27 protein-coding genes are annotated in these 25,708 nt (G+C 65.1%); 9 read left to right on the forward strand and 18 right to left on the reverse strand.

All coding sequences use genetic code 11. From position 1 onward, the window contains the following. Window positions 1-11 precede the first annotated feature (11 nt). Window positions 12-1,049: a ferrochelatase gene (gene hemH / locus GPL20_RS06350; RefSeq protein ID WP_157328738.1), complete on the reverse strand. Its 1,038-nt coding sequence runs from the start codon at window positions 1,047-1,049 to the stop codon at window positions 12-14. Window positions 1,050-1,132: 83 nt separating this feature from the next. On the opposite strand from hemH, the gene GPL20_RS06355 reads away from it, so the two are divergent. Next, the gene (locus tag GPL20_RS06355) at window positions 1,133-1,531 is read left to right on the forward strand and encodes an MAPEG family protein (protein WP_157328739.1); all 399 of its coding nucleotides are present in this window, start codon (window positions 1,133-1,135) and stop codon (window positions 1,529-1,531) included. Between the two features lie 99 nt (window positions 1,532-1,630). Here GPL20_RS06355 and GPL20_RS06360 read toward each other — a convergent pair whose 3' ends face one another. Genes GPL20_RS06360 through GPL20_RS06370 form a run of 3 tightly spaced genes read right to left on the reverse strand, consistent with a single transcriptional unit; the run spans window position 1,631 to window position 5,474 of the window. Continuing rightward, window positions 1,631-2,758 (reverse strand): nickel/cobalt transporter, encoded by a 1,128-nt coding sequence (locus GPL20_RS06360; RefSeq protein ID WP_205751139.1) that lies wholly within the window; start codon window positions 2,756-2,758, stop codon window positions 1,631-1,633. Continuing rightward, window positions 2,755-3,393: a DUF1007 family protein gene (locus GPL20_RS06365; protein WP_157328741.1), complete on the reverse strand. Its 639-nt coding sequence runs from the start codon at window positions 3,391-3,393 to the stop codon at window positions 2,755-2,757. Before GPL20_RS06365 ends, GPL20_RS06360 begins: the two co-directional genes overlap by 4 nt. Continuing rightward, window positions 3,393-5,474, reverse strand: a complete 2,082-nt coding sequence (locus GPL20_RS06370) for a M3 family metallopeptidase (RefSeq protein ID WP_157328742.1) — start codon at window positions 5,472-5,474, stop codon at window positions 3,393-3,395. Before GPL20_RS06370 ends, GPL20_RS06365 begins: the two co-directional genes overlap by 1 nt. A gap of 138 nt (window positions 5,475-5,612) precedes the next feature. Here GPL20_RS06370 and GPL20_RS06375 point away from each other — a divergent pair, with 138 nt between their 5' ends. The 5 genes from GPL20_RS06375 (at window position 5,613) to GPL20_RS06400 (ending at window position 10,452) form a co-directional block, all read left to right on the forward strand. Beyond that, the gene (locus tag GPL20_RS06375) at window positions 5,613-5,867 is read left to right on the forward strand and encodes a hypothetical protein (protein ID WP_157328743.1); all 255 of its coding nucleotides are present in this window, start codon (window positions 5,613-5,615) and stop codon (window positions 5,865-5,867) included. Between the two features lie 676 nt (window positions 5,868-6,543). After that, window positions 6,544-7,686 carry a type III PLP-dependent enzyme gene (locus GPL20_RS06385; RefSeq protein WP_157328744.1) on the forward strand — a complete coding sequence of 381 codons (1,143 nt, stop codon included), beginning with the start codon at window positions 6,544-6,546 and terminating at the stop codon, window positions 7,684-7,686. Between the two features lie 144 nt (window positions 7,687-7,830). Beyond that, on the forward strand, window positions 7,831-8,418 hold the full coding sequence (locus tag GPL20_RS06390) for a GNAT family N-acetyltransferase (protein ID WP_157328745.1): 588 nt from the start codon (window positions 7,831-7,833) through the stop codon (window positions 8,416-8,418). A gap of 153 nt (window positions 8,419-8,571) precedes the next feature. Further along, entirely contained in the window at window positions 8,572-8,961 is a 390-nt protein-coding gene (locus GPL20_RS06395; RefSeq protein ID WP_157328746.1) for a RidA family protein, read from the forward strand. A 48-nt stretch (window positions 8,962-9,009) separates the two neighbouring features. Then, complete coding sequence (locus tag GPL20_RS06400) at window positions 9,010-10,452, forward strand: homospermidine synthase (RefSeq protein WP_157328747.1); 1,443 nt, start codon at window positions 9,010-9,012, stop codon at window positions 10,450-10,452. A 157-nt stretch (window positions 10,453-10,609) separates the two neighbouring features. Here GPL20_RS06400 and GPL20_RS06405 read toward each other — a convergent pair whose 3' ends face one another. The 12 genes from GPL20_RS06405 to GPL20_RS06460 form a co-directional block, all read right to left on the reverse strand. Beyond that, on the reverse strand, window positions 10,610-10,948 hold the full coding sequence (locus GPL20_RS06405; RefSeq protein ID WP_167532916.1) for a hypothetical protein: 339 nt from the start codon (window positions 10,946-10,948) through the stop codon (window positions 10,610-10,612). A gap of 99 nt (window positions 10,949-11,047) precedes the next feature. Beyond that, entirely contained in the window at window positions 11,048-11,764 is a 717-nt protein-coding gene (locus tag GPL20_RS06410) for an MgtC/SapB family protein (protein ID WP_157328749.1), read from the reverse strand. Between the two features lie 107 nt (window positions 11,765-11,871). Further along, window positions 11,872-15,078: an FG-GAP-like repeat-containing protein gene (locus GPL20_RS06415; RefSeq protein ID WP_157328750.1), complete on the reverse strand. Its 3,207-nt coding sequence runs from the start codon at window positions 15,076-15,078 to the stop codon at window positions 11,872-11,874. Between the two features lie 215 nt (window positions 15,079-15,293). Next, window positions 15,294-16,313 (reverse strand): WD40 repeat domain-containing protein, encoded by a 1,020-nt coding sequence (locus GPL20_RS06420; protein ID WP_157328751.1) that lies wholly within the window; start codon window positions 16,311-16,313, stop codon window positions 15,294-15,296. Next, window positions 16,313-17,362 carry a CobW family GTP-binding protein gene (locus GPL20_RS06425; RefSeq protein ID WP_157328752.1) on the reverse strand — a complete coding sequence of 350 codons (1,050 nt, stop codon included), beginning with the start codon at window positions 17,360-17,362 and terminating at the stop codon, window positions 16,313-16,315. Before GPL20_RS06425 ends, GPL20_RS06420 begins: the two co-directional genes overlap by 1 nt. Window positions 17,363-17,416: 54 nt before the next feature. After that, window positions 17,417-18,280, reverse strand: a complete 864-nt coding sequence (locus GPL20_RS06430) for a metal ABC transporter solute-binding protein, Zn/Mn family (RefSeq protein WP_157328753.1) — start codon at window positions 18,278-18,280, stop codon at window positions 17,417-17,419. A gap of 2 nt (window positions 18,281-18,282) precedes the next feature. Next, window positions 18,283-19,152, reverse strand: coding sequence for a metal ABC transporter permease (locus GPL20_RS06435; RefSeq protein ID WP_157328754.1), 870 nt, complete (start codon window positions 19,150-19,152; stop codon window positions 18,283-18,285). 6 nt (window positions 19,153-19,158) lie between these two features. Next, entirely contained in the window at window positions 19,159-19,914 is a 756-nt protein-coding gene (locus GPL20_RS06440; protein WP_157328755.1) for a metal ABC transporter ATP-binding protein, read from the reverse strand. Window positions 19,915-19,916: 2 nt separating this feature from the next. Beyond that, window positions 19,917-20,153 carry a hypothetical protein gene (locus tag GPL20_RS06445; protein ID WP_157328756.1) on the reverse strand — a complete coding sequence of 79 codons (237 nt, stop codon included), beginning with the start codon at window positions 20,151-20,153 and terminating at the stop codon, window positions 19,917-19,919. A 145-nt stretch (window positions 20,154-20,298) separates the two neighbouring features. Next, the gene (locus GPL20_RS06450) at window positions 20,299-20,799 is read right to left on the reverse strand and encodes a hypothetical protein (protein ID WP_212430446.1); all 501 of its coding nucleotides are present in this window, start codon (window positions 20,797-20,799) and stop codon (window positions 20,299-20,301) included. Beyond that, window positions 20,796-21,407 carry a permease gene (locus GPL20_RS06455; RefSeq protein WP_157328757.1) on the reverse strand — a complete coding sequence of 204 codons (612 nt, stop codon included), beginning with the start codon at window positions 21,405-21,407 and terminating at the stop codon, window positions 20,796-20,798. The genes GPL20_RS06450 and GPL20_RS06455 overlap by 4 nt, the downstream gene beginning before the upstream one ends. Before the next feature lie 256 nt (window positions 21,408-21,663). Beyond that, on the reverse strand, window positions 21,664-22,260 hold the full coding sequence (locus GPL20_RS06460) for a superoxide dismutase (RefSeq protein WP_026312923.1): 597 nt from the start codon (window positions 22,258-22,260) through the stop codon (window positions 21,664-21,666). A gap of 247 nt (window positions 22,261-22,507) precedes the next feature. Here GPL20_RS06460 and GPL20_RS06465 point away from each other — a divergent pair, with 247 nt between their 5' ends. Next, the gene (locus GPL20_RS06465) at window positions 22,508-23,035 is read left to right on the forward strand and encodes a GNAT family N-acetyltransferase (RefSeq protein WP_157328758.1); all 528 of its coding nucleotides are present in this window, start codon (window positions 22,508-22,510) and stop codon (window positions 23,033-23,035) included. A 120-nt stretch (window positions 23,036-23,155) separates the two neighbouring features. Further along, on the forward strand, window positions 23,156-23,590 hold the full coding sequence (locus tag GPL20_RS06470; RefSeq protein WP_157328759.1) for a DUF2147 domain-containing protein: 435 nt from the start codon (window positions 23,156-23,158) through the stop codon (window positions 23,588-23,590). On the opposite strand, the gene GPL20_RS06475 is transcribed toward GPL20_RS06470, so the two are convergent. After that, window positions 23,587-24,741, reverse strand: a complete 1,155-nt coding sequence (locus GPL20_RS06475; RefSeq protein WP_157328760.1) for a DUF3095 domain-containing protein — start codon at window positions 24,739-24,741, stop codon at window positions 23,587-23,589. The two genes, GPL20_RS06470 and GPL20_RS06475, sit on opposite strands and share 4 nt — an antisense overlap. A gap of 224 nt (window positions 24,742-24,965) precedes the next feature. Here GPL20_RS06475 and GPL20_RS06480 point away from each other — a divergent pair, with 224 nt between their 5' ends. Next, the gene (locus GPL20_RS06480) at window positions 24,966-25,352 is read left to right on the forward strand and encodes a hypothetical protein (protein WP_254125300.1); all 387 of its coding nucleotides are present in this window, start codon (window positions 24,966-24,968) and stop codon (window positions 25,350-25,352) included. Window positions 25,353-25,415: 63 nt separating this feature from the next. Here the strand turns inward: GPL20_RS06480 and GPL20_RS06485 are convergent, their stop codons facing one another. Next, window positions 25,416-25,616, reverse strand: a complete 201-nt coding sequence (locus GPL20_RS06485) for a hypothetical protein (protein WP_157328762.1) — start codon at window positions 25,614-25,616, stop codon at window positions 25,416-25,418. Window positions 25,617-25,708: the final 92 nt, after the last annotated feature.

Genomic DNA, 25,708 nt, shown 5'->3' on the forward strand with positions numbered 1-25,708 from the left:
GGGACGAGCCATCAAATCCAGCCCTGGAGCTCGCGCAGCACCAGGGTACGGATCACATCCATGCCGGGCTCGCTGTCGTTGAGGCAGGGGATCGCGGAAAACTGCGCGCCACCATTGTGCTTGAAGATCTCGGCATTCTCTTGCGCGATCTCCTCCAGCGTCTCCAGGCAGTCCGCGGCAAAGCCCGGCGTCACCACCGCGATGCGGCGCACGCCTTCTTTCGCCAGCCGCTCCATGGTCTTGTCGGTGTAGGGCTGCAGCCACTCGTCATTGCCGAAGCGCGACTGGAAGGTCAGCAGCAGCTTCGTCTCGTCCATGCCGAGCCGGCGGCGCAGCGCCGCGGTGGTGGCGATGCAGTGCTGCTGATAGGGATCGCCCTTGTCGACATAGGATTTCGGCATGCCGTGGAAGGAGGCGACGATCAGCTCCGGCTTGAAGGGAAGGCTCGCCAGATGCGCCTCGATCGAACCCGCGAGCGCCTCGATATAGGCCGCGTCCTCGTAGTAAGGCGGCGTCACCCGCAATGTCGGCTGGTTGCGCAGGCAGGCGAGCACGCGAAACACCTCGTCGCAGACCGTCGCCGAGGTCGAGGCGGAATATTGCGGATAGAGCGGGACGGCGAGGATGCGGTCGCAGCCTTTCGCAATCAGCGCATCGATGCCGGCCTTGATCGACGGATTGCCGTAGCGCATCGCCCAGTCCACGACGACATGCGCGCGGTCCGACAATGCGGCAGCGAGCTTGTCGGCTTGCGAGCGCGTGATGGTCTTCAGCGGCGACTCGTTCCGCTCGGTGTTCCAGATCTTGCGGTAGTCGAGCGCCTTGGTGCGCGGCCGCTTCCGCAGGATGATCCCGTTCAGCACCAGCTTCCAGACCAGGCCCTGGTCCTCGATGACGCGGGCGTCGGAGAGGAACTCCTTGAGATAGACCCGCACGCCGGGCGCATCGGCCGTATCCGGCGTGCCGAGATTGATCAGGAGCACGCCGACGCGCACCTGGCTGGACCGGACGGCGGGCGTTGCGGTCGCGATGGGGGCAACGGTCATCATGATACCCGTTGCGTCGCGCGTTGCACCGAACTTGTCAAGATGAGGGCGATTTCGCTAGGGTCGCACCCAAGCGGGAGGGCCCGATGACACTCGCGGAATGGTGCGTCCTTGGAGCGCTGCTGCTTTACCTTGCGACGATCGTCTCGATCAAATGGATCCGGTTTCGCACGTTCGACAATTCCCGGCCGCGCGATCCCGCCTTCTTCGGGGACGCCCTCGCGCAGCGTGCGCTCGGCGCACACCAGAACGGCATCGAGACGTTCCCGTTCTTCGCCTTCGCCGTCCTGCTCGCCGAATTCCGGGAATCGCCGCAGCGCCTGATCGATGAGCTCGCGGCGCTGTTCCTGATCGTGCGGATCGCCTATGTGCTGACCTATCTCGGCAACCGCCCGACGCTGCGCTCGATCCTCTGGAGCATCGGCTTTGCGATCAATCTCGGAATCTTCTTCATGCCGGCCTTGAAGCGGTTCTTGCCGGTGTGAGCGTAGCCCGGATGGAGCGAAGCGTAATCCGGGGACCTTCCACGCCGCGATACCGTCCCGGATTGCGCTTCGCTCCATCCGGGCTACGAGGCTTTCGCGTCAGAAGCACGTCGTCCGTTCCGCCGCGATGTAGCCGAACAACAGGCCGACGCCGAACAGCAGCACCAGGCCGGCGGCGCCGAATTCGATGCCGCGCATGAACAGAGCGCCGCCGCCGTCACGCCCCGCGCTGAGGCGCTGCGCGATGTCCTTGGCGGAGACAGCGATGACCGCGATGGCCGCGACCGTGATCGCCGTGCCCAATCCCATCAGGAAGGTTGCGGCGATGCCGGCCCAGAACAGGCCCTGGGCCAGCGCGAACACCAGCACCAGGATCGCGCCCGAGCAGGGGCGGATGCCGACGGTGAGGATCGCGGCAAACCCGCGCCGCCAGCCGCCGGGACCGGCGAGTTCGCTCGGTGTGGGACCATGGGAATGACCGCAATGCTCGTCGTGGACGTGGTCATGCGCGTGGTGATGGGCGTGCGCGTGGTCGTGGCTGTGACCGTGGTGATGATGATCGTGGCCGTGATGATCATGCGCATCATGATGATGGTGATGATCGTGATCATGATGGTCATGCGGCACGCCAGCCATCGCCGGCACCGGCTGGGCCGCCTGGAGCGCGCGGATGAATGTACGGCCCTTGACCCAGACCAGCCGCAGGCCGAACAGCGCGATCAGGGCGTAGCTTGCGATCTCGATCACGCCTTCCGCCTTGCACATGGTCCTGGCGGTTGCGTTCAGGATCCAGGCCGAGATGCCGACGATCAGGATCGCCACCAGCGACTGCATCAGGGCCGAGGCAAACGACAGCGCGATGCCGCGCCGCGCGGTCTCGCGATTGGCGACGAGATAGGAGGCGATTACCGCCTTGCCGTGGCCGGGACCGGCGGCGTGGAAGATTCCGTAGGCAAACGAGATGAAAAGCAGGGTCCACACCGCCGAGCCGTCGGATTTGGCGGCGCGGATGGTCGCGGACATCTGGCGATAAAATTCCGACTGTTTGGCCAGGAGCCAGCCGATGAGGCCGCTCGCCTCGGGCTCGGTCGCCTGCGCCGGGCGGGGGGCGCCGAACGGGTTTTGCGCGAAGAGATCGTGGAGCGCGGCATCGGCGACGCCCAGCACGACGACAACCACAGCGCAGGCGAGCAGCCCGCGCGCGAGCGGGGAGAGTTGCGGCTTCAAGGGCAATCCACCGTGATCTTGTTGGCGAACATCATGCCGAAATTGGAATTCTCGCCGTTCAGGAAGGTCTGCTCGTTGAGCTTCTGGGCGCTCGCGGTACCGTCGTTCGGGCGCTCCAGCTTCATCTGGCACCCGGCGGGCGCACCGACCAGCTTGACCGGGTTGTCCTTGGCCATCTGGAAGTCGATGAAGAAGGAGCGGTCGAACACTTCGAGCACCAGTTGCTTCGGCTTGACCGGGGTCTTCAGCGGCAGCGTGAAGTGCAGGGTCAGCACCGTATCCTTGTAGTCGAGGAAGTAGTCGACCGGCTCCTGGAATCGCTCCTTCTTGCCGTCCGCTCGCGCGAAGGTGAAGTAGGCGTATTCCTTCAGCGACTCGACATTGGTCTGCGCCAGCGGCGTCAGCTCCTCGCGCGTAAAGGCGCCCTTGGTCTTGGCCTCGAGCCCCTGCACCGCATAGGCCGAGAACATGTCGTCGAAGGTCCAGGCGTGGCGGACGCCGGTGATGCTGCCGTCAGGTGCGTAGAGCAGCTCGCTGGTCGCGGTGATCCAGACATGCGGATGCGCGCGCGCCGGACCCGCCGCGAGCGTGAGGCACGCGGCGAGCAGCAGGCCGAGAAGGGCGCGCATGCCCATCAGGCCGCCTCGGCGTCGTCGAGCAGGCCGCGGCGGCGGAGCAACGCGTCGGGCTCCGGCGGGCGGCCGCGGAACGCCTCATAGGCGGCTTCCGGATCGACCGATCCACCTGAGGAGTAGATGTCGTCGTGCAGGCGCTTGGCCACGGCAGGATCGAAGATGTTGCCGGCCTCCTCGAACGCGCCGAAGGCGTCGGCGTCCATCACCTCCGACCACATGTAGCTGTAATAGCCGGCCGCATAGTGGTCGCCGGAGAAGATGTGACCAAATTGCGTCGGCCGGTGGCGCAGCGAGATCTCCTCGGGCATGCCGATCTTCTCCAGCTCGCGTCTCTCGAACGCCCGCACATCCTGCGCGGCAGAGGCCGGCTGGGTGTGGAATTCGAGGTCGACCAGCGCCGAGGAGACGAACTCGACCGTGGCAAAGCCCTGGTTGAACTTTCGCGCGGCGAGGAAGCGCTGAAGCAGATCGTCCGGCAGCGGCTCGCCGGTCTGGTAGTGGCGGGCGAACTGCTGCAGCACCTCGGGCCGCTCCTGCCAGTGCTCGTAGAGCTGCGAGGGCAGCTCGACGAAGTCGGTGAACACGGAGGTGCCCGACAGCGACGGATAGGTCACGTTGGAGAGCATGCCGTGCAGGCCGTGGCCGAACTCGTGAAAGAGCGTGCGGGCGTCGTCGGGCGAGAGCAGCGCGGGCTCGCCGCCTGCTCCCTTGGCGAAGTTGCAGACATTGATGATGACCGGGGCGATCTCGCCATCGAGCTTCTGCTGGTCGCGCAGCGAGGTCATCCAGGCGCCGGAGCGCTTCGACGGCCGGGCGTAGTAGTCGCCGTAGAACAGCGCCTTGTGCTTGCCATCCGGCCCCCTCACCTCCCAGACCCGAACGTCCGGGTGCCAGACCGGCACGTCCTTGCGCTCCTCGAAGGTGATGCCGAACAGGCGCGTCGCGCAGTCGAAGGCGGCGGCGATCATGTGGTCGAGGGTGAGATACGGCTTGATCGCGGCATCGTCGAAATTGGCGCGCTGGAGGCGGAGCTTTTCGGCGTAGTAACGCCAGTCCCAGGGTGCCAGCCTGAAATTGCCGCCCTCGGCGGTGATCAGCTCCTGCATCTCGTCGCGGTCGGCAAGCGCCCGCGCCCTTGCCGGTTTCCAGACCCGCTCCAGGAGGCCCCGCACCGCATCCGGCGTCTTGGCCATGGAGTCCTCGAGCCGGTAGGCGGCGAAGGTCGGGTAGCCCAAAAGCTTGGCGCTCTCTTCCCGCAGCTTCAGGATCTCGACGATGGTTCCGTTGTTGTCGTTGGCATTGCCGTTGTCACCCCGCGCGGTGAAGGCCTTGTAGATCCTCTCGCGGAGGTCACGCCGGGCCGAGCTCTTCAGGAACGGCTCGACCGAGGAGCGCGACAGCGTCACGATGGCCTTGCCTTCCATGCCGCGCTCTTCTGCCGCAGCCTTGGCCGCGTCGACGAAGCTCTCGGGCAGGCCCTGGCGGTCCGCCTCCCCGAGCTCCATGAACCACTCCTGCTCGTCGCCGAGCAGATGATGGCTGAAGCTGGTGCCGAGTTGGGCGAGCTTCTCGTTGATCTCGGCCATCCGCGTCTTGGCCTCCTCGGAGAGGCCGGCGCCGGCGCGGTGGAAGCGGGTGTAGGTGCGCTCCAGCAAGCGACGCTGCTCCGGAGCGAGATCAAGACCGGTGCGGTTCTCGTGCAGCTGGGCGATGCGGCCAAACAGCACGGCGTTCATCATGATCGGATTCCAGTGCCGCGCCATCCGCAGGGAGACCTCCTTGTCGATCTCCAGGATGGCCGGATTCGAATGCGCCGAGACGAGGTCGTAGAAGACCGCCGCGACCTTGTTCAGCAGCTTGCCGGAGCGCTCCAGCGCCGTGATGGTGTTGGCGAAGTCGGGCGCCGCCGGATCGTTGGTGATCGCCGCGATCTCGGCGGAGTGGTCGGCGAAGGCCTGCTCGAAGGCAGGGAGGAAGTGCTCCGGCTTGATCTCGTCGAAGGGCGGGGTTGAGAACGGCGTCACCCACGCCTTCAGCAGCGGGTTGGTCTCGGTGTCCGTAATCTGGCGGGGTTCTGACATCACAAGTCCCGGTTTTTGAGCTGATTTGTTGGGGCCAGCTATAGCACGCGATCGGGCTTTTTTGGGCCATTTGCCCTTGCTCCCGGCCGCCTTTTCGGGGAGATTGCGGCCCTCGAAGACCTAGGGACTCCTGAGCTCATGAACGCGCCTGCCTCGTCCTCCCGCCAGATCGTCTGGCCGAGCGTCATCACCGTCATCAGCGCCGCCATCCTGATCGGCGCCGAGGTGTTCGGCGCGGCCTTCGCCGGCGGCTGGGCGCTCGCGATCCTGTTCGGTCTGGGAGATCAGGGCGCGCACATCCTGCAAGCCGTGCTGTTCGCGCTCGGTGTGCTGGTGATGACCGCGTTCATCCGCGCAGCTCAGCGCGTCGAACCTTTCACGAAGCGCCGCTGACGCTTCTCGCGCGCGCGAGAGACGCGCGCTGCTCCGAAAAACTTAACGCACGTTCATCTTCCGCGTCGCTCGCGCAACACTGCGCAAGCAGGTGTTAGGCAATTCTGCCCTCAGCCTAAAAAAATTCTTGCGAAGCGGATTCAAAACGCTTATGTGCGGTCTTGCCCAATTTCGCACGTGCCTGTGGTCGTGTGTCAGTCGGTAGGTATCCGGACAAGAGGCCGGACAGCCGCCAAGGGGTGAAGAAGCCGAGGGGCTCTTCGGAAGTGCAGAAGTCGGAAGGCTCATAGCCAGAAGACGGAAGGCAAACCCGGAGCGTCCAGCATCTCTCTCAAAGAGATGCCTTGTCGAAGGTGACTTCACTTTTTGCAACCGTGACTGGCAGCCGGAGGCGAACCGGCGCACCCCGCTCTCAACGGGGGACGCGACTTAAAGCAACGACGGATCGGGCTTTTTTGGTCTCTACCGGCATTCCAACGCCGGCGCGGGCTACTGAAAAGGCTTGTCCTTCATTGCCAGGTGTGCGGGCGGGAATCTCTCCCAACCAATCCACGGCAGCACAGTCTGGTTTGAGTATTTTGGCCTCAACGCGCCTCCATCGCGCGATGTGGCCAGAGCACTCTTATCCGACGTCACGTTGATGCGGATCCCGTCGCTGGGACCGTTGGAGAGTGCCATGACCGAACGAATCCAGGAATTCCTGCGCAACCGCCGCAAGGATGGCCTCGACACCGAGCCGTGCCTCGTCGTCGACCTCGAGGTCGTGCGTGACAATTACCAGAGCTTCGCCAAGGCGCTGCCCGACAGCCGCGTGTTCTATGCCGTGAAGGCGAACCCGGCGCCGGAAGTGCTGTCCCTGCTCGCCTCCATGGGCTCCTGCTTCGACACCGCAACGGTCGCCGAGATCGAGATGGCGCTGGCCGCTGGCGCGACGCCCGACCGCATCTCCTTTGGCAACACGATCAAGAAGGAGCGCGACATCGCGCGCGCCTTCGCGCTCGGCATTCGTCTGTTCGCGGTCGACTGCGTCGCAGAGGTCGAGAAGGTCGCCCGCGCCGCTCCCGGCGCCAAGGTGTTCTGCCGCATCCTCTATGATTGCGCCGGCGCCGAATGGCCGCTGTCGCGCAAGTTCGGCTGCGATCCGGAGATGGCGGTCGAGGTGCTCGACGTCGCCAAGCGCCTGGGCCTGGAGCCGTGCGGCATTTCCTTCCATGTCGGCTCGCAGCAGCGCAAGGTGAAGGCGTGGGACCGTGCGCTGGCGATGGCCTCGCAGGTGTTCCGCGATTGTGCCGAGCGCGGCATCAACCTGTCCATGGTCAACATGGGCGGCGGCTTCCCGACCAAGTACCTGAAGGACGTGCCGCCGGTCGTCACCTACGGCCGCTCGATCTTCCGCGCGCTGCGCAAGCACTTCGGCAACCAGATTCCGGAGACCATCATCGAGCCGGGCCGCGGCATGGTGGGCAACGCCGGCATCATCGAATCCGAGGTCGTGCTCATCTCGAAGAAGAGCGACGAGGACGAGGTGCGCTGGGTCTATCTCGACATCGGCAAGTTCGGCGGTCTCGCCGAGACCATGGACGAGTCGATCCGCTACGCCATCCGCACCCCGCATGACGGGGCGGACATGACGCCGTGCGTGCTCGCGGGGCCGACCTGCGACAGCGCCGACGTGCTGTACGAGAAGACCCCGTATCCGCTTCCGGTCACGCTCGAGATCGGCGACAAGCTGCTGATCGAAGGCACCGGGGCCTATACGTCGACCTACTCGGCGGTGGCGTTCAACGGCATCCCGCCGCTGAAGACGTATCACATCTGATTTGCCAGATCTGATCCGCCTCCTTTCCGAGGCCTGACGAACCCGGGAGCCGGCTTGCCGGCTCCTCCCTGACATTTCGATTTCTGACGACGTCTTGGACCGGCGTGCTGCACGCACGTCGGTTCAAGCGGGGACTGACGCGCCATGACTGCTCCTCGGAAGCCACGAATTGCACTCACTTCGGAAGCCGCTCCGTTCGCGATCCGTGCGGAACGCGCTGCCGATGTCGCGATGCGCGAAGCGCTGCTCGATGCCTGCTTTGGCGAGAACCGCCATGGCCGCACCTGCCAGCGCCTGCGCGACGGACGTGCGCCCGCCGCAGGCCTTGCCCTGTCGGCGATGCGCGAGGGCAAGCTCGTGGGAACCGTGCGGCTGTGGCACGTCAGCGCCGGAGACAGGCCCGCCCTGGTCCTCGGACCGCTGGCGGTGGACCCTGCCTTCCGCGAGCTCGGGATCGGCGCCGCGCTGATGCATCAAGCGCTGGCCGCCGCCCGGGCGCGCGGGCATGCCGCCGTGATCCTGCTCGGTGATGCCCCCTATTACGCCCGCTTCGGCTTCGCGGCCGCGAAGACCGGCAAGCTGTCGCTGCCCGGTCCGTTCGAGCGCGACCGCCTGCTGGCGATCGAATTCACCGAAGGTGCGCTCGACGGCGCCGAGGGGATGATCGTCCCGACCGGCGCGGCCCTGCCCAAACGGAGGTCGGTTCGCGCCCTCCAGGCGCACGCGGCTTAACGGATTGCCATGATGGCGACGACCGAAGCCGCGCCCCGCGGCAGCGCCCGGCCGCGCCCGCACCGCACTAAGCCCGTTCCTTTGGGGTTGCGCAGGCCCCGGAAACGCCCTTTAACCCCGCGAAACACTCCCTTTCAGTCGAGGTCCAAAATCATGTCCCGTCGCCTGATCTCCACCGGCTCCCCGCTCGAGAAGACCGTCGGCTACAGCCGCGCCGTGATCGACGGCGATTTCGCCTTCGTCGCGGGAACCACCGGCTATGACTACACGACGATGACGATGCCGGCCGATGTCACGAGCCAGTCACGCAACTGCTTCAAGACCATCGAAGCCGCCCTAAAGGAGGGCGGATTCGAGATGGCCGATATCGTCCGTGCGACCTACTACGTCACCGACGCTAGCTATATCGATGCCCACTTCGCCGTCTGCGGCGAGGTTCTCGGTAACATCAGGCCGGCGGCGACGTTGCTGGTCGTCACCGCCCTCGCCAAGCCCGAGATGAAGGTCGAGATCGAAGTCACCGCCAAGCGCCGCAGCGCCTGATCCACCCCTCACCCATTGTCCGCCAGCACGTTCCGGAGAAACCATCCCATGAGCCCTCCCTCGCAGATCTACGCGAAGATCACCGGCCCCATCGTCATGGTCGGCTTCGGCTCCATCGGCAAAGGCACGTTGCCGATGATCGAGCGGCATCTCGATTACGACAAGTCGCGCATCACCGTGATCGACCCCAAGGACGAGGGCCGCAAGGCGCATTGCGAGAAGCACAATGTACGCTTCATCCAGAAGGGCGTGACCAAGGACAATTATCGCGAGCTGCTGACCCCGCTGCTGACCGAAGGCGGCGGCCAGGGCTTTTGCGTCAATCTCTCGGTCGATACCGGCTCCACCGACATCATGGAGCTCTGCAACGAGCTCGGCGCTCTCTATATCGACACCGTCAACGAGCCTTGGCTCGGCTTCTATTTCGATTCGTCGAAGGGCCCTGAAGCGCGCTCCAACTACGCCCTGCGCGAAGCGACGCTGGCCGCCAAGAGGGCGCGTCCCGCCGGCTCGACGACGGCCGTCTCCTGCTGTGGCGCCAATCCCGGCATGGTCTCATTTTTCGTCAAACAGGCGCTCCTCAATGTCGCCGCCGATCTGAAGCTCAATGCCCCCAAGCCGAAGACCAAGGCCGAATGGGCGGATTTGATGCGGCAGGCTGGCATCAAGGGCATCCACATCGCCGAACGCGACACCCAGCGCTCCAAGTCGCCGAAAGAGCCTGATGTCTTCGTCAACACCTGGTCGGTGGAAGGTTTCCTGTCGGAAGGCATGCAGCCGTCCGAACTCGGTTGGGGCACCCACGAAAAATGGATGCCCGAGAATGCACATACCCACGAAGCCGGCTGCGGCGCCGCCATCTATCTGATGCAGCCCGGCGCCAACACGCGCGTGCGCACCTGGTGCCCGACCCGCGGGGCGCAATATGGCTTCCTCGTCACCCACAACGAGTCGATCTCGATCTCCGATTATTTCACGGTGCGCGACGCATCGGGCACGGCGATCTATCGGCCGACCTGCCATTATGCCTATCATCCGGCCGACGACGCCGTGCTGTCGCTGCATGAAATGTTCGGCCGCGCAGGGAAGATGCAGGAAAAGCACCACATTCTCGATGAGAACGAAATCGTCGATGGCATCGACGAACTCGGCGTGCTGCTGTTCGGCCATGACAACAATGCCTACTGGTACGGCTCGCAGCTCTCCATCGAAGAGACCCGCAAGCTGGCGCCCTATCAGAACGCCACCGGCCTGCAAGTGACCTCCGCCGTGCTCGGCGGCATGGTGTGGGCGCTGGAAAACCCGAACGAAGGCATCGTCGAAGCCGACGAGATGGATTTCAATCGTCTCTTGGAAATCCAGATGCCGTATCTCGGCCCGGTGAAGGGTTTCTACACCGACTGGACGCCGCTGACGGATCGTCCGGGACTGTTTCCGGAAGACATCGACACCAGCGATCCCTGGCAGTTCCGGAATGTTCTGGTGCGGTGAGGGGCCGCCTCTCCCCGCCCGTCATTCCGGGGCGCGCGAAGCGCGAGCCCGGAATCCATCGGGCGGCAGAGTCTGCGGGTAAATGGATTCTCAGATGCGCAATTGCGCATCATAGTTCGCGACTACGTCGCGCCCCGGAATGACGGCGGAGAAAAGCCTACTTCTTCTCAATGGGCGGAGCGATCTTCTCCGCTGGTGCCGGCGGCAATGCAGGTTTGGCCGCACCCGCCGCGCCCTGCGTCTGCGGATCGGGGCGCGCAGGCTCGGGGGCCGGCGTGGTCGGCCGGTCGCCGCCGGGCTTGGATTCCGCGGGCGTCTTGCTTTGATCGTCGGACGGGGTGCCCTGGAGCGGCGGCGTCGCCTGTACCATCTGCATCCGGTTCTGGGCCCGGATCTGGGCTATCGATATGCCTGACACCACGACGCCGGCTGCGAACAGCGAACAGGCGATCATCAGATCGAGCTTCAGTCTGCGCTTGTCATTCTGGCCGGTCATGTCGATCACCGCCTTTGTCCGCGGGATCAACGAAATCGCCGCATGGCGGTTCCGTCCCCGGCGGGAGGAACCATGCGGCTGCGCGCCAAAACGCCGCATTCACTCCGTGGTGCTGACTTCCCAGGTCGCGTGGCGCACGCCCGGCAAATGCTGCAAATCGGTGGCCACCGCGTTCAGCTCGTTCGGATCGACCGCAGTCGCTACCAGCTTTGCGACGATCTCCAGAATGTCGTCGCCGATCTCGACCGCGTCGATATCGGCGACCGGATATTTCGCGGCCTCCAACCTGTCGACGAGCCGGTCGCGCATGTCCGGCAGGGCGTCGGCCGCCACCGCGAGCTTGAAATAGTAGGTCGCCTCCAGCGCCTTCTCGTTGAGGGGGATGCGGTTGATGGCATTGACCAGAGGGCGCAGCAGCGTGTTGCCGGCGATGATGAACACGGTCAGCGCCACAGCCTGCGCGACCATGTCGGCGCCGGCGCAGGAGCCGACGGCGGCCGAGGCCCACAGTGTCGCCGCGGTGTTGAGCCCGCGCACGTCCATGCCCTGCTTCATGATGACGCCGGCGCCGAGAAAGCCGATGCCCGAGACGACGTAGGAGATCACCCTCACCGAGCCGTCGGCACCGGTCAGATGCATGGCGAGATCGACGAAGGCGGCGGCGCCGACCGCGACCAGGACGTTGGTGCGCAGGCCCGCGGTGCGCTGGCGGTACTGCCGCTCGGCGCCGATCAGCGTGCCCAGCACAAACGCCGTGAACAGGCTGATCAGCGTGTCCGCAAAATCGGCAAGCTGGAATGTCGTCAGAAACCGCATGACCCCTCGCAACGGTGACAGACGATCTATGCGAGAGTCCCGCCGAGGTCAATTTGAACGGGCACCGGCTGTGGAAGCCGGTGCCCGCTCGTGTTGGTTGCCAGTCCTCAGTGAGCGGCCGCGAGCAGCGTCTGCTGCTGCGGCACGTAGCTCAGCGCCGTGCCGCCGTTGCCGTCAGACGCCAGCACGAAGGACGAGGCCGCATACTGTCCGAGCAGCGCCCAGGAGTAGCTCTGGCCGCCGTCGGTCGTGACCGTCAGATTGTTCGCGCTGTCGACATCGACACTGCTGATCACGGTGTTGCGGAAGTCGATGTAGTCGTCAGCGCCGAAATTGGCGATCGTGCCGGTAAGGCCCACTGGGGCGTCGAGCACCAGGGTCGAGCCGGCCGAGCCGTCGAAATCGACGTTCTGGGCGAGGCCGCCGGCATAGACATGCTCGGTGCCGCCATCCAGATGCGTGTTCGCCGCCGTGCCGCCGGCGCCAACGTCCTGCTCGCCGCGACCGCTGACGGTCGCGCCGCTCGCAGAGCCCGCGACGTACTGCCAGCCGCCATTGATGACCGCGCTGCTGTCGGTCGCCCCAACGTCGACATACTGGAAACCGCCGGCTGCGATGGTCGTATCGGTGGTCGCCCCGCCCGAACCGACATACTGCCGGCCGCCGGCATTGATCGTGGTGCCGTCGGCCGTGCCATCGGCGAGCACCTGCTGGTCACCGTCGACAACGGTGTTGGTGACCGTGCCATGGTAGACGTCCTGGTAGCCGCCCGCCGCAATGGTGGTGCCTTCGGCACTGCCGTTCTGATAAACGTGCTGGATGCCGCCGCTCTGGACCAGCGCGGCGCTCGAGGCGCCGTAGTCGTACTGGACGCCGCCGGCGCCGATGGTCGCGCCGGAGCTGCTGCCGTTGAGATATTGCGTGCCGAGGATGGTCGCGCCGTGCTCGTCTGCACCAGCGGCGATCTGCGAAATGCCCGAGAGCTCGATCACCGTGCCGGTTGCATGGCCGCCGCTGGCGACGAATTGGTTGGCTCCCGCCTTGACGGTGGTGTGAGCCGCGGTTCCGCGCGAGTAGACATACTGGGAGCCGTACAGGACGGTATCGGTCGCGATGCCGCGATCGCGGATGTCCTGATAGCCGCCAGCTTCGATCGTCGCGGCAGTTGTGCCGACGCCGAAGACGCGCTGTATGCCGCCGCTCTTGACCACCGATCCGGTCGAAATGCCGTAATCCTCTTCGACGCCGTTGCGAAGAACGGTGGCCGCGACCAGGGTCGCGCTGCTGCCGACGACGACGCTCGGGGTGAAGGCAACCGATGGAGCCGCCACGACGATCGCGTTCGTCAGCGAGATGCCATTGGTCATCGTATAGCCGTAGAGCAACGGGATGGCCTGCGACACACCGGTATTGCCGGCTGCGTCGCGCAGGCGGGCCGTCACATAGGAGAGTCCGGCTGCCGGAAACTTGCTGTCCAGGTGCCAGGTGCCGTCGGTGCTGTTAACAGCGATATCGGTCGTGCCGAACGACACCGTCAGCGTGGCCGGCGCGTCGGCGAGATCGAGCGTCCCCTGGATGTCGATGAGGTTGGACGTGGAGTCATGGTTCGCGATGCCCGTGATCGCGAGGACAGGCGCGCTGGCATCGACCTTGAACGTGAAGGCCGGCCCGGACACGCTGTGGCCCTGCGCGTCCGTTGCGGTCGCTACGTAGCTGTAGGGCGAGCCGTCCTGGAGGCCGGAGACGCCGAGGCTCCAGCTGCCGTTGCTGCCGACAGTAGCGACGCCAACGACGGAATTGTCGCCGGCGTTGGTCACCGTGATGGTGTCTCCGGCATTGCCGATGCCGGTCAGGGTCGTCGCCCCGCCGTGGAAGTGCGCCGCGTTGATGTAGTTGTTGCCGTCCGAGCCCGGTGTCACGTCCGCATCGATGATGGCCGTCGGCGGCAACGCGCGATTAATCGTATATACCGTTGTGGTCGGATCGGGTGCGGTGAGCAGGATGTCCTCGCCGGGAAAGCTGCTGCTCGTGCTGTATTCGACGACCACGTCGGATTTCCCGTCTCCGTTCAGATCGGCTACCGTCACGCTGCCGGTGCTCGAGTCCAGCGGCACCGTCCCGGCAGGACCAAACGTGCCGTCGCCGCGGCTGTAGAACGACGACAGCGTGCTGTTGGTCCCGACGACGACGATGTCGGATTTTCCATCGCCGTTGACGTCGGCGGCGGCCATGGATTTGACGCTCGCCGGTGTCTGGAAGGTCTGCGTCGATGCAAAGGTGCCGTCGCCGTTGCCGAGCGCAACGGCGACCGAGGTGCCCGTTGCGAATGCAAGATCGAGCTTGCCGTCGCCGTTGAAGTCGCCCTTGATGAAGGTCGCCGACGCGCTTCCGACCTGGGTCGGCGACTGGAACGTGCCGTCGCCGTTGCCGAGCCACATGTTGACCGCCGAGTCGGAATTATTCCGCGTCACCAGATCGAGCTTGCCGTCACCGTTGAAATCGCCGGTCGTAACGGGATAGGCGCTCGTGGGCAGGCTCGTGAAGATAGCCGTTCCAAAACCGCCGTTGCCGTCGCCGGGAAGGACCGAGACGTTGCTGTCGGTCCTGAGGAGGACGTCGGTCTTGCCATCGCCGTTGAAGTCACCGACCGCACTGATGAAACCGCCAGCCGTATACTTCGTCACCGCGCCGAACGTGCCGTTGCCGTTGCCGAGCCTGACACTCACCGAAAACGTCTGATAGATCGAGACCAGCAGGTCGAGCTTCCCGTCGCCGTTGACGTCAGCCAATGCAGCGGATGACGGAAACTCCGAAGCTCCGGCAACCGTCGTAGAGGTGAAATGGCCGGTGCCGTCGTTGATCTTGACTTCATATGAGTAACTGAAGGTGCTGCCGGATCGCAGAACCACCAGATCCAGCGCGCCGTCCCCGTTCACGTCGCCGACCGCCGTCGAATCGACCAGGCTGAAGCGGGCGGAACTGCCCAACGCGGTTTCCGACTGGAAAGGTCCGATATAGGTGCCGCTGGAATCGTGCACATGGGTGCCGGTCAGTTGCAGCCCCAGCGAACCGCTCCCCGAACCGGTATTCACCGTAACCGTGTAGCTCGCGCCGTTGCTGCCGGCCACCGGCGTGATGTCGGTGATGCCCGCACCGCTGATGCCACCCGTCGTCGCGAGGGTGAACTGGTCGACCGTGACGCCGGACACCGGCTTCGAAAAGGTGACGGTGTAGTGCACGACCGCAGCGTCGGTCGACGACGGATCGGTGCCCGTGATGCTGACGAGCGTCGGAAGAACGGGGATGCTTGGCATGGGAATTCCCTGAGGTGGCGCTTTGATGCAAGGATTCGATTCGCACTCCGACGCCGGAGAGGCCGGCGCCAGGCGCGATTAATCGTGCGGCGGCAATTCGAAATTGCGCGCCGCGCTCTCTACATCTGCGACCCTACAGGGGCTGCTTGTCGGTTATGTTACGAGTTAACAAAAAATTAACATAACGCGGAGAGGCCGTTGGAAAACAACGCGCCTCACAGCTCCAGCAATCCGCCGTCACCATTTTCATCGGCGAACGCCAGCAGTGTGCCCTTGGCGTTCCAGGCGAGCGCGGCAACCGGCGGCGTGCCGTTGCGGCGGACCAGTATCTCGGCGCCGTCCTCCAGCCGCACCATCAGCACGGTGCCGTCGCTGTAGCCGGCGGCGAGGATGTCGTTCTTCGGATGGCAGACGACCACCGACACGCGGGCCTGGAGCGGCGCGAGCATCGCGGGCTCCTTGCCCATCGGGCCGTCCTTGCTGGCGAACGGCCACAGGATCACTGTGTCCGCGCCTGACGTCGCCAGCGCCTTGCCGCCCGCGCTCCAGGACATCGAGCGGACGCGGCCGGGATAGCCGGTCATGCGCATGTGCCTGTTGTCGGCGAGCCGCCAGCCATGCAGCGCCGGCTCGTGCATCGCGGTGACCAGGAATTTGTTGTCGGGACTGAAGGTGACGCCGTGATGCGAACCGGCCCAGGGCAGGAATTCAGCCGATCCCGCCATGTTGGGAAACCACAACGTCGCCCCATTGTAGTGCGCGATCGCAAGCCGCAGGCCCTTCGGCGCGAAGGCAAGACCGCCGACGGTCGAGGGCACCTCAAGCGACTTCTCCTCGGTCTTGCCGCTCTTGACGAAGGCCGTCTTGCCGGCCGACCAGGCATAGGCGCCGTCCGCATGCAGCGCCACCGCATCGATCCAGCGCCGCTTGGGGTCGGTGGCGAGCAGCGTCACCTCGCCCTTGGCGTCGAGCGACACGACCTTGCCGTCGTCGCCGCCCATGACGAGGCGCTTGCCGTCGGAGGCCGTCGAGAGAATGCCGCCGCTGTGGACGGCGACCGTGGTGATCTCGCCCTTGGCGTCGACCAGCGCGACGTTCTCCTCGCCGCCGACGAAGGCGGCGCGGGGGCCGAGGAAATGTACCGACGTCACGCCCATGCCGAGCGCAAGCGGCTTGACGCGGTCGGTGACGGAGACGATCGAGGCGGAATCGGGAGGCGGCGTAAACTCAGTCATCACGAGACGATGCAGCTCTCGAAGCCTTTGCGGATAGCCTCTTCCGGCAATTCGCGGCCAATGAAGACGAGACGGCTCTCGCGCGGCTCGCCCTCCTTCCACTTCCGCTGGTGGTTGCCCTCCAGCATCATGTGGACGCCCTGGAAGACGTAACGGTCGTCGTCGTCGTGGAAGGCGAGGATGCCCTTGGAGCGCAGGATCTTGCCACCCTCGATCTGCACCAGGTTCTGGAGCCAAGGCATGAACACGTTGGGATCGAGCGGCTTGTCGGTCTTGAGCGACAGCGACTGCATGTCCTCGTCGTGATAGTGCTTCAGGCCATGGCCGTGATCATGGTGGTGATGATGATCGTGGCCGTGATGGTGATGATCATGGTCGTGGTCATGATCGTCGGCCTCCAGGAAATCCGGCTCGATGTCGAGGATGCGGTCGAGGTCGAATGCGCCGCGGTCGAGCACGTCGGCGAGCGCCACCGAGCAGCGCTCGGTGCGATGCAGCTTCGCATAGGGGTTGATGCCGCGGATGCGGGCCTCGACCTCGGAGAGCTCGCCCTTGGAGACGAGGTCGGTCTTGTTCAGCACGATGACATCTGCGAAGGCGATCTGGTTCTTGGCCTCGGGCGCATCCTTCAGACGGTCGGACAGCCACTTTGCGTCCGCCACCGTCACAACCGCATCGAGCCGCGCGTTCTTCTGCACGTCCTCGTCGACGAAGAAGGTCTGGGCCACCGGCGCCGGATCGGCCAGCCCCGTGGTCTCGACGATGATGGCGTCGAACTTGCCCTTGCGCTTCATCAAGCCGTCCATGATGCGAACGAGGTCGCCGCGCACGGTGCAGCAGATGCAGCCGTTGTTCATTTCGAACACTTCCTCATCGGCGCCGATGATGAGGTCGTTGTCGATGCCGATCTCGCCGAATTCGTTGACGATGACGGCGTATTTCTTGCCGTGGTTTTCCGACAGGATGCGGTTCAAGAGCGTGGTCTTGCCGGCACCGAGATAGCCGGTCAGGACGGTCACGGGAATTTTCTGAGAGGTCGCTTCAGACATAATAACTCCGGACTTCGGGCTTTTCGCGCGACGCAAGGCTGGGTGGCCCCTGCCCTAATGGTCAAGCGCGCTGGTCAGGGCCTTTATATTGTGCCTGACCATATCAATGTAAGTGGGGGCAGGCCCCTTTTCGCCGGTCAAACCGTCCGAAATCAGGGTCCCGCCGATCTTTGCCCCGGTCTCCGCCGCGATCCGCCGGATCAGCCGGTCGTCGCTGATATTTTCCAGGAACACCGCCGGGATCCTCGCGGCCTTGATCTGGCCGATGATCGCTGCGATGTCCCGCGCGCTGGGCTCGGTCTCCGTGGAGACTCCCAGGGGGGCGATGAACTGGACGCCGTATTCGGCGGCGAAATAGCCGAAGGCGTCATGGGTCGAGATCACCTTGCGCCGCTCAGGTGGGATTTTTGCCACGGCCTCGCGCACCTCGCGGTCGATCGTTTCGAGCTTTTCCAGATAGGCTTTGGCCTGGGCGCGGAAGACATCCGCATCTTCCGGAGCGGCGGCGGCCAGTGCATTGGCGATATTGGTCACATAGATCTTGACGTTGGGGACGGACTGCCAGGCATGCGGGTCCGCGCCGGAGCCGAGCTTGAGCGGCACGATACCGGTGCTCGCGGTGACCACTTGCGCCTTGCTTCCCGCGGATTGCACGAGCCGCGGCAGCCACCCCTCGAGTCCGAGCCCGTTGACGATGACGAGCTTTGCGTCCGCGATCCGCTTCGCATCGCTTGGTGCCGGTGTGTAGACGTGGACGTCACTGTCGGCGCCAACCAGCGTCGTCAGGTTGACGCGATCACCGCCGACATTGCGGACGAAATCGGAAAGGATCGAGAAGCTCGCGACCACATTGAGGCGCTCCCCGGCGTGCAGCGGCGTGGCGATCAGCAACAGCACACAAAGCAGGATGAGCCGCATCGTCACGCTTCCAGATGGCGGCCGGGAAACAGCTGCCGGACGATACCGCCGACGCGGCCGAACAGGACCGAGACGACGTAGAGCGCGGCCGCCACAAGGATGATCGCAGGGCCCGACGGCACGCGGGTCTGGAACGACAGCACGAGGCCGGCATAACCCGAGACGGCTGCGGCAATGACCGCGATGCAGATCATCGCGGTGAGATCGCGCGACCAGAATCGCGCGATGCCGGCCGGCAGGATCATCAGGCCGACCGCCAGCAGCGTGCCGAGCGCCTGAAAGCCATTGACGAGGTTGATGACGACGAGCGCGAGGAAGGCGAGGTGCGCAGGCCCGCCGGCCCGGCTCACGGTGCGCAGGAACAGGGGATCGACACTCTCGATCACCAGCGGGCGGTAGATCACCGCGAGCACGAGCAGCGTCACCGTGGCGTTGAAGGCGACCACCAGCAGCGTCTGGTCGTCCATCGCGAGGATGTTGCCGAACAGCACGTGGAGCAGGTCGATATTGGTGCCCTTGATCGAGACGATGGTGACGCCGAGCGCCAGCGAGGCCAGATAGAAGGTGGCGAGCGACGCGTCCTCCTTCAGCCCCGTCGAGCGCGCGACCACGCCGGCCAGGATCGCGACCGCAAAGCCGGCGATCAGGCCGCCGGCCGTCATCGCAAACAGATTGAGGCCGGAGAGCAGGAAGCCGACCGCCGCGCCGGGCAGGATCGCGTGCGCCATGGCGTCGCCAACGAGGCTCATCCGCCGCAGCATCAGGAACACGCCGATCGGCGCACCGGCGAGCGACAGCGCGATCACAGCGGCAAGCGCCCGCCGCATGAACTCGAATTCGGTGAACGGGCCGATCAGCGCGTCATGGAGCATCTGTTATCACGCCGCCTGCGATCGTCCATTGTCGGCCGCGCAGGCCGTGGCGCTGTCGTCGAAAGCTGCGCACATGCGCATCGCGACCATCAGGTTTTCCGGCGTCAGCACCTCCGCCGTCGGCCCCCAGGCCACGGGGCCGCGCGCCAGCACCAGCGTCTCGGTGAAATGGCTGCGCACCATCTCCAGGTCATGCAGCGCCGCCAGCACGCTGCGGCCCTCGCGGTGCCAGTGCTGCACCAGTGCCAGGAGATCGGCCGTGGTCTTGCTGTCGATGGCATTGAAGGGCTCGTCGAGCACGATCAGGCTCGCGTCCTGGAGCAGCACGCGCGCGAACAGCACCCGCTGCATCTGCCCGCCCGAGAGCGTGCCGATCGGGCGGTTCTCGAAGCCGCTGAGGCCCACGGCCGCGATCGCATGAAGGATTTTTCCGCGCGCAGCCTTGCCGATGCCGCCGAACAGGCCGGTCCCGCGCCACAGCCCGGTGCCGACGAAATCGAACACCGAGATCGGGAAGCTGCGGTCGATCTCCGCGCTTTGCGGCAGATAGGCGACGTCCCTGCTGTCGAGCCCGCCGAGATGGATGCTGCCGTCGAGCGGCCTCAGGATGCCGACGATGCCGCGCAGCAGCGTCGACTTGCCGGCGCCGTTCGGGCCGATCACGGCGACCAACGCGCCGGGTGCAACCTCACCGCTGAGATGGTGCACGGCCGGATGCCGGTCATAGCCGAGCGTGACATTGTGAAAATGCAGCGCCGCCATGGTCACCTCATCGCCAGAAAGACCATGCCCCAGAGCACGGCGCAGACGGCGAGCGCGGCCGTGAGCCGTCCCGCCATGGTCATGCGCAGGATCGACCACGGCGCCGCCTGGACCGGATGCGGCGAAGCCGCATCATGGACATGGGCATGGGTGTGGTCGTGACCGTGCGAATGGCCGTGGTCATGGGAATGACCTTGGGAATGGTCGTGGTGACGGGCGTGAGACGCGGCGGGAACCATGCAAGGACGTTATATTATAACATTACGGCTGTCCACGACCCCAGTTGTCATTCCGGGATGGTCCGAAGGACCAGACCCGGAATCTCGAGATTCCGGGTTCGGCTCTTTGAGCCGCCCCGGAATGACGTCCAAGATTTTCAACCTCTCACGGCCTGCCGATCACCATCGCGATGGCCGCGGCCACGAACGGGAACGGCACCGACACCGCGCAGCGGAACCAGACGAAACGGGCCGGCATGAACGGGATTTCCCACAGGATCACCCGCTGGAACGCGAACAGGGCCCAGGCGACGACATAGGCGACCACCTGCGGCACCCCGCCGCCCGACTTCAGCGCCACCGTGCCGATGGAGAAGCCGATCACCGGCCCGCCCGGGGTGGCGGCGCCGGCGACCACGGCGGACGCAACCCCGAGCCAGCCGCTGTCCGGGCCGAGCCAGCCGGTGATCACCTCCTGCGGGATGATGGCGGCGATGTAGCCGGAGCCGATCACCCCCAGCGCGATCCGCGGCACGATGTTGATGAAGTCCATCGAGCCTTCGCGCAGCGAAGCCTTGAACACTGCAGGGCCGCGGCGGAAGGCAATCAGCCCGACGCCAAGCACGGAGCCCCAGAGCAGGATGTCGATCAGGAGCGCGGCGCTCACGTCTCGTCGTCCTTCATCGCCGGCTTCGGATAGAGCCGGACATAGACGAAGCGGCCGAGCGCGCCGGCCAGCACCGGCAGCGGCAGCGAGATCACGATCCGCCACAGCGTGAAGTCGGTGCCCATGATCGGGATTTCCCAGGCCACCGCCCGGCCGTAGCCGATCAGCGTCCAGCTCACGACCATGGCGATGGTGGCGCCGAAATCGGCGCCGACCGCGAGCAGCGCGCTCGCCACCGGATAGGCGGTGAAGGGCCCGCCGGGCAGGATCGCACCGAAGGCGGTGCCGATCAGAAGACCCATCAGGCCGGATTTCGGCCCGAGCGAGCGCGAGACTTTCTCGTGCGGCAGGATTTCCGAGATGAGCGCGCCAAGCAGGCAGCCGGCAAGCACGCGCGGCAGGATGCCGCCGAACAGCGAGAGGTCGTGGGTGAGAATGTCGAGAACACCGGCGGTGCCGTCACGCCGCCAGACCAGACCCGCGCTCACCGCCACTAGGACCGCGATGATGATGGTCGACCAGCCGATCGGCTTGCGCACGCGCCCCGGCCGCGGCTCGGACTCCGCGTCCTCGGCAGGCGCCGGCTCTCTCGGGGAAGATTCTGACAACGGGCTCGGGTCGGCTCGAAGGGGATGCCCGTCCTGATTAAGGGCGGCGACCACACGATGCAAACAGTTCGATAGCGGAAGCGATGCGCGCGTCGCGCAGGCCCATGCTGGCGGCAATCGAATTCCGCACAGCAAAAAAGGCGGCCGCGCACGCGACCGCCCTGGTTGTCATTCCGGGGCGATGCGCAGCATCGAACCCGGAATCTCGAGATACCGGGTTCGCCCTTCGGGCGCCCCGGAATGACCGAGTAAATTCTTAAGCCTTGTCGAACAGGGACTCGACGTATTCCCAGTTCACGAGGTTCTCGACGAACGCCTTCAGATAGTCCGGACGGCGGTTGCGATAGTCGATGTAGTAGGAGTGCTCCCAGACGTCGCAGCCGAGGATCGGGGTGGCGCCATGCACCAGCGGATTCTCGCCGTTCGGGGTCTTGGAGATCTCGAGCTTGCCGTTCTTGACCTGGAGCCAGCACCAGCCGGAGCCGAACTGGCCGACGCCGGCCGCCTGGAAGTCGGTCTTGAACTTCTCGAAGCCGCCGAGGTCCTCGTTGATCTTCTTCTCGAGCTTGCCGGGCAGCTTGGTGCCGCCGCCATTCGGCTTCATCCAGCTCCAGAAGTGGATGTGGTTGTAGTGCTGGCCGGCATTGTTGAACACCGCGGGGTTCTTGCCGAACGAGCCCTTGACGATCTCCTCAAGGGACTTGCCTTCCCATTCGGTCCCCTTGAGCGCGTTGTTGCCGTTGGTGACGTAGGCCTGATGATGCTTGTCGTGATGATATTCCAGCGTCTCCTTCGACATATACTGGCCGAGGGCGTCATAGGCGTAAGGGAGTGGGGGCAGCGTAAAGGTCATGGGTTCTTGTCCGCAACTGGTGGGAACGAGTTCTAACGGTCACCCCTTATAGAAGGTTCCTGCGTCGTTAAATACCGCCAAATTGCGAATATGCGTGATGCCACGGCGTGACCCGATTGCACAACTTCGCCGCAGCGATGTGGGCGTCTCAACCGGGCTGGCGGTTCGCCGCAAAATATCCTTGCCTTTGAGGCGCTTATGGCGGAACGAACGCACCACGGCGCAGAGATGCGAAGAAGAGAGAGCGATGAGCATCGAGATTGACATCTTGAACGGCGGCGCCTCGTGGCCGATTGCGAAGCCGCTGCTTCATGGGGTCTGGGGACCGCACATCGTCGAGAAGCTGTCCTGGGGTCACGTCAAATGGGCCAACCCCGACCTTCGCGTGCTGATCGAGACGCCCGAGGACGGGCTCGTCTGCCATGTCGGCATCTATTTCCGCACCATCACCTGGAACGGACGCAAGGTGCATGTCGGCGGCCTCGGCGGCGTCTGCACCCGCGAGGACCGTCGCGGCCGCGGCTATGCGACCATGGCGATCGACGCCGCCATGCACACCTTGCGCGCCAACGAGGCGGTCCGCTTCGGGCTGCTGTTCTGCGAGCCGCACAATTTTGCGTTCTACGAGGCCCGCAAATGGCAACCCTTCACGGGCGAGGTCTATTGCGAACAGCCGGAGGGACGAATCCGCTTCGACTACATGGCGCCTTACGTCTTCGACGTCGTCCGTGCGCCGACGCTGGGCACGATTGACCTCTGCGGCCTGCCCTGGTGAGCCCTGAGCGACCGGTCGGACGTCGGTACTGGGGCAAATGAGCGCGGGAATGTGATTCCATCCAGCGTTGCACTATCCTGCCGGGCTGCTATGGAGGCGCCTCCATTTGGGGCACTGTCCATGTTCAGCAGATTCGTGATTCTCTCCGCCCTCCTGGCTGCGCTGTTTGGCGCGACCGCAGCGCATGCGCAGAGCGCCGACGGCACCTGGCTCACCCAGGCAGGCGATGCCCGCGTGAAGATCAGCAAGTGCGGCGGCGGCCTTTGCGGCGTGATCGTCTGGCTGCGTGAGCCCCACGACACCGCGACCGGCCAGCCCGCGACCGACAGCAAGAACCCCAATCCCGCCCTCGCCAGACGCCCGATGATCGGCCTGCCATTGTTCAGTGGCATGCAGCCGTCGGGTCCGAGCAAATGGTCGGGCCAGATCTACAATGCCGACGACGGCAGCACCTACGCGAGCAGCATCAGCGTCACGGGCGCGGATTCGCTGCGGGTCGAAGGCTGCGTCGGCGCCCTCTGCGGCGGCGAGACCTGGACGCGCGCGGGACATTAAGTCGCGGCCGCCACCATCGCCTTCAGCGCCGTTGCCGCCGAGGCGTAGCCGCCCCGCGCGCCGTCTATGAAATGCACGTGGTCGCTGCGCAGCGCCGATGGCGTGAAGCAGGTCATCATCGCGGCGTCCTGCGGGTAGAGGCCATAGCGGACGATGCCGGCGCGCGCGGCCGCCGCCAGACGGTCGCTCAGGGCGCGCTCGAGCTCCGGCGTGCAGTCGAGGATCATGCGCAGGCCGTCGTCATATTTCCTGAAGTCGGAGTTCTCGACCACCTGACGCCTGTAGAGATCGGGCACGAAGCCGCCGACCTTGAGATCAAAACGCATGATCAGATAGACGAACAGCGTATAGGCCAGCACGCTGGCGCGGCGTGCGAGCAGTGGGCCTCCGCGCCTGGTGCGGGCCTCATAGTCCAGCCCCTGCGGCGGCCATTTCAGCGGCGGTCCCTGCGCCGGCACCGGACGGCCGCCATCCGGACTGCGCTCGACGAGGTGGATGATATCCTCGATCACCTTGCGGAAGGCATGCGGATCGGCGCCGCGCGCCGGCATCACCAGCACCGACAGGATCAGTCCGCGCGAGGCCGGCATCACCTCGAAGCGGCAGGACAGGCCGGAGAGATCGGGCTGCGTGCCGTCGGGCGCCGGGGCGACCGCGAACTCGCCACGCTTCATCGCGGCGTCGGCGAAGGCGAGCCCGCCGCCGGAGAACATCGCATAGGACAAATTGGCCGACGGACCGAAGCGCGCGACGCGCACGTCGAGCCCCTGCGCCCGGATGGCGCTCATCGGCACCAGCGCGACGCGCATGCTGAGATCGAGATCTTCCCGCACCCAGGTCGTGGTCGCGGCCAGGGCCTCGCGGGCACGACCGAGATCGCCGGGCGCGACCGCAAAGCTCGCACCGTCGCCCCCGAACACGAAGGGGAATTCGCGCCCCTCCAACGCGTTCGTCACCGCCGCGATTACGGCGGCGCCGGCCATGTTGACCGCCTTGTAGCGCTGCGCCGCGATGGCCTTGGTGGAATCGACGATGTCGGCAACACCGATGCTCCAGTCGTCCGGCAGCGGCGAATACAGCACCGGATCCATCAGGCTGGTGAAACCGCGGAAGACCGGAATGCCGCCGTAGAAGGATTCGCCTGATGTCATCGGATGATGCCGGATGGGTTGGGAGGCGCGCTGCGCAACAGATACGCGGCAGGATCGATCCGGGTTCGCCGACCGGCCCTGCGCGACGTCCCGATCATTGGCCGAAATGGACCCGGACAACAAGATCGCAGCGCGCTGCAATGCCGCAGTTCGTCATTGATCGGCATCAAACAGCCCGCTGCAAATCGTGTTTACTCTTGATTTATCGAAAATGATTGCGCGGGATCATCGAAGTGTCCGACTTCGGCAACAAGGACTCGACGTCATCCGTCAGCCGGCAGACGGGCCTCGACGCAATCAGCGCGGTGAAGATGCCGGAAAGGGTGACCGCAGCCGTCGATGCCTGGGCTGAAGCCCACCGCCTGTCGCGCTCCGAGGCCATCTGCAAGCTCGTCGAATTGGGGCTGAAGATCGCGCCTGCCGGACCGGCAGCCACGCATCCGGTCGCCCCGGATGCCACCCAGATCGAAGACATCGCGGTGCACGAGATCGAGCGCCTGCTCGATCCAGCATTGCCGGCCGACGAACGCGAGCGCCGCATCCGCCGCCTCACCGAGGGGCCACCGGAATTTTCACACCAGCGGATCGACCTGCCGAAGCATCGGACGTGAGCAGCCAGAGTTTTGATGCGTTTTCTTTGCGCGAACCGCGTATCCACTTCGCTCGAAAACGTTCTAATGCAGCTTCTCGTCCTGACGCTTGCGCACCGCCGATGCGGGGACATCGTGACAGCCGACCAGCCGCACGAATTGCTGCGGATACATTTCATGGCCGTGATCGCCGGAATTCTGATGCGACATCGGCTGGCAAGGGACATCGTCGGGCTTCGCGCGAGACTGCTCTGCTGACGTCCGGCCCAGGTTCGAAGCGGTCATGGACTGCTCCCTGTCGATTAGGGCAGATCGATTGACGTAACCCAACCGATTGCTGGGCATCTTACGATCAAATCCAGTGAATTCAAATTGAG

This window comes from Bradyrhizobium cajani (assembly GCF_009759665.1).
In the GTDB taxonomy this organism is placed as follows: domain Bacteria; phylum Pseudomonadota; class Alphaproteobacteria; order Rhizobiales; family Xanthobacteraceae; genus Bradyrhizobium; species Bradyrhizobium cajani.

Bases quoted from the DNA above. Each gene is read 5' to 3' on its own strand.
- hemH (WP_157328738.1), bottom strand. From the start codon at position 1,049: ATGATGACCGTTGCCCCCATCGCGACCGCAACGCCCGCCGTCCGGTCC.
- GPL20_RS06355 (WP_157328739.1), top strand. From the start codon at position 1,133: ATGACACTCGCGGAATGGTGCGTCCTTGGAGCGCTGCTGCTTTACCTT.
- GPL20_RS06365 (WP_157328741.1), bottom strand. From the start codon at position 3,393: ATGGGCATGCGCGCCCTTCTCGGCCTGCTGCTCGCCGCGTGCCTCACG.
- GPL20_RS06370 (WP_157328742.1), bottom strand. From the start codon at position 5,474: ATGTCAGAACCCCGCCAGATTACGGACACCGAGACCAACCCGCTGCTG.
- GPL20_RS06375 (WP_157328743.1), top strand. From the start codon at position 5,613: ATGAACGCGCCTGCCTCGTCCTCCCGCCAGATCGTCTGGCCGAGCGTC.
- GPL20_RS06385 (WP_157328744.1), top strand. From the start codon at position 6,544: ATGACCGAACGAATCCAGGAATTCCTGCGCAACCGCCGCAAGGATGGC.
- GPL20_RS06390 (WP_157328745.1), top strand. From the start codon at position 7,831: ATGACTGCTCCTCGGAAGCCACGAATTGCACTCACTTCGGAAGCCGCT.
- GPL20_RS06395 (WP_157328746.1), top strand. From the start codon at position 8,572: ATGTCCCGTCGCCTGATCTCCACCGGCTCCCCGCTCGAGAAGACCGTC.
- GPL20_RS06400 (WP_157328747.1), top strand. From the start codon at position 9,010: ATGAGCCCTCCCTCGCAGATCTACGCGAAGATCACCGGCCCCATCGTC.
- GPL20_RS06405 (WP_167532916.1), bottom strand. From the start codon at position 10,948: ATGACCGGCCAGAATGACAAGCGCAGACTGAAGCTCGATCTGATGATC.
- GPL20_RS06410 (WP_157328749.1), bottom strand. From the start codon at position 11,764: ATGCGGTTTCTGACGACATTCCAGCTTGCCGATTTTGCGGACACGCTG.
- GPL20_RS06415 (WP_157328750.1), bottom strand. From the start codon at position 15,078: ATGCCAAGCATCCCCGTTCTTCCGACGCTCGTCAGCATCACGGGCACC.
- GPL20_RS06420 (WP_157328751.1), bottom strand. From the start codon at position 16,313: ATGACTGAGTTTACGCCGCCTCCCGATTCCGCCTCGATCGTCTCCGTC.
- GPL20_RS06425 (WP_157328752.1), bottom strand. From the start codon at position 17,362: ATGTCTGAAGCGACCTCTCAGAAAATTCCCGTGACCGTCCTGACCGGC.
- GPL20_RS06430 (WP_157328753.1), bottom strand. From the start codon at position 18,280: ATGCGGCTCATCCTGCTTTGTGTGCTGTTGCTGATCGCCACGCCGCTG.
- GPL20_RS06435 (WP_157328754.1), bottom strand. From the start codon at position 19,152: ATGCTCCATGACGCGCTGATCGGCCCGTTCACCGAATTCGAGTTCATG.
- GPL20_RS06440 (WP_157328755.1), bottom strand. From the start codon at position 19,914: ATGGCGGCGCTGCATTTTCACAATGTCACGCTCGGCTATGACCGGCAT.
- GPL20_RS06445 (WP_157328756.1), bottom strand. From the start codon at position 20,153: ATGGTTCCCGCCGCGTCTCACGCCCGTCACCACGACCATTCCCAAGGT.
- GPL20_RS06460 (WP_026312923.1), bottom strand. From the start codon at position 22,260: ATGACCTTTACGCTGCCCCCACTCCCTTACGCCTATGACGCCCTCGGC.
- GPL20_RS06465 (WP_157328758.1), top strand. From the start codon at position 22,508: ATGAGCATCGAGATTGACATCTTGAACGGCGGCGCCTCGTGGCCGATT.
- GPL20_RS06470 (WP_157328759.1), top strand. From the start codon at position 23,156: ATGTTCAGCAGATTCGTGATTCTCTCCGCCCTCCTGGCTGCGCTGTTT.
- GPL20_RS06475 (WP_157328760.1), bottom strand. From the start codon at position 24,741: ATGACATCAGGCGAATCCTTCTACGGCGGCATTCCGGTCTTCCGCGGT.
- GPL20_RS06485 (WP_157328762.1), bottom strand. From the start codon at position 25,616: ATGACCGCTTCGAACCTGGGCCGGACGTCAGCAGAGCAGTCTCGCGCG.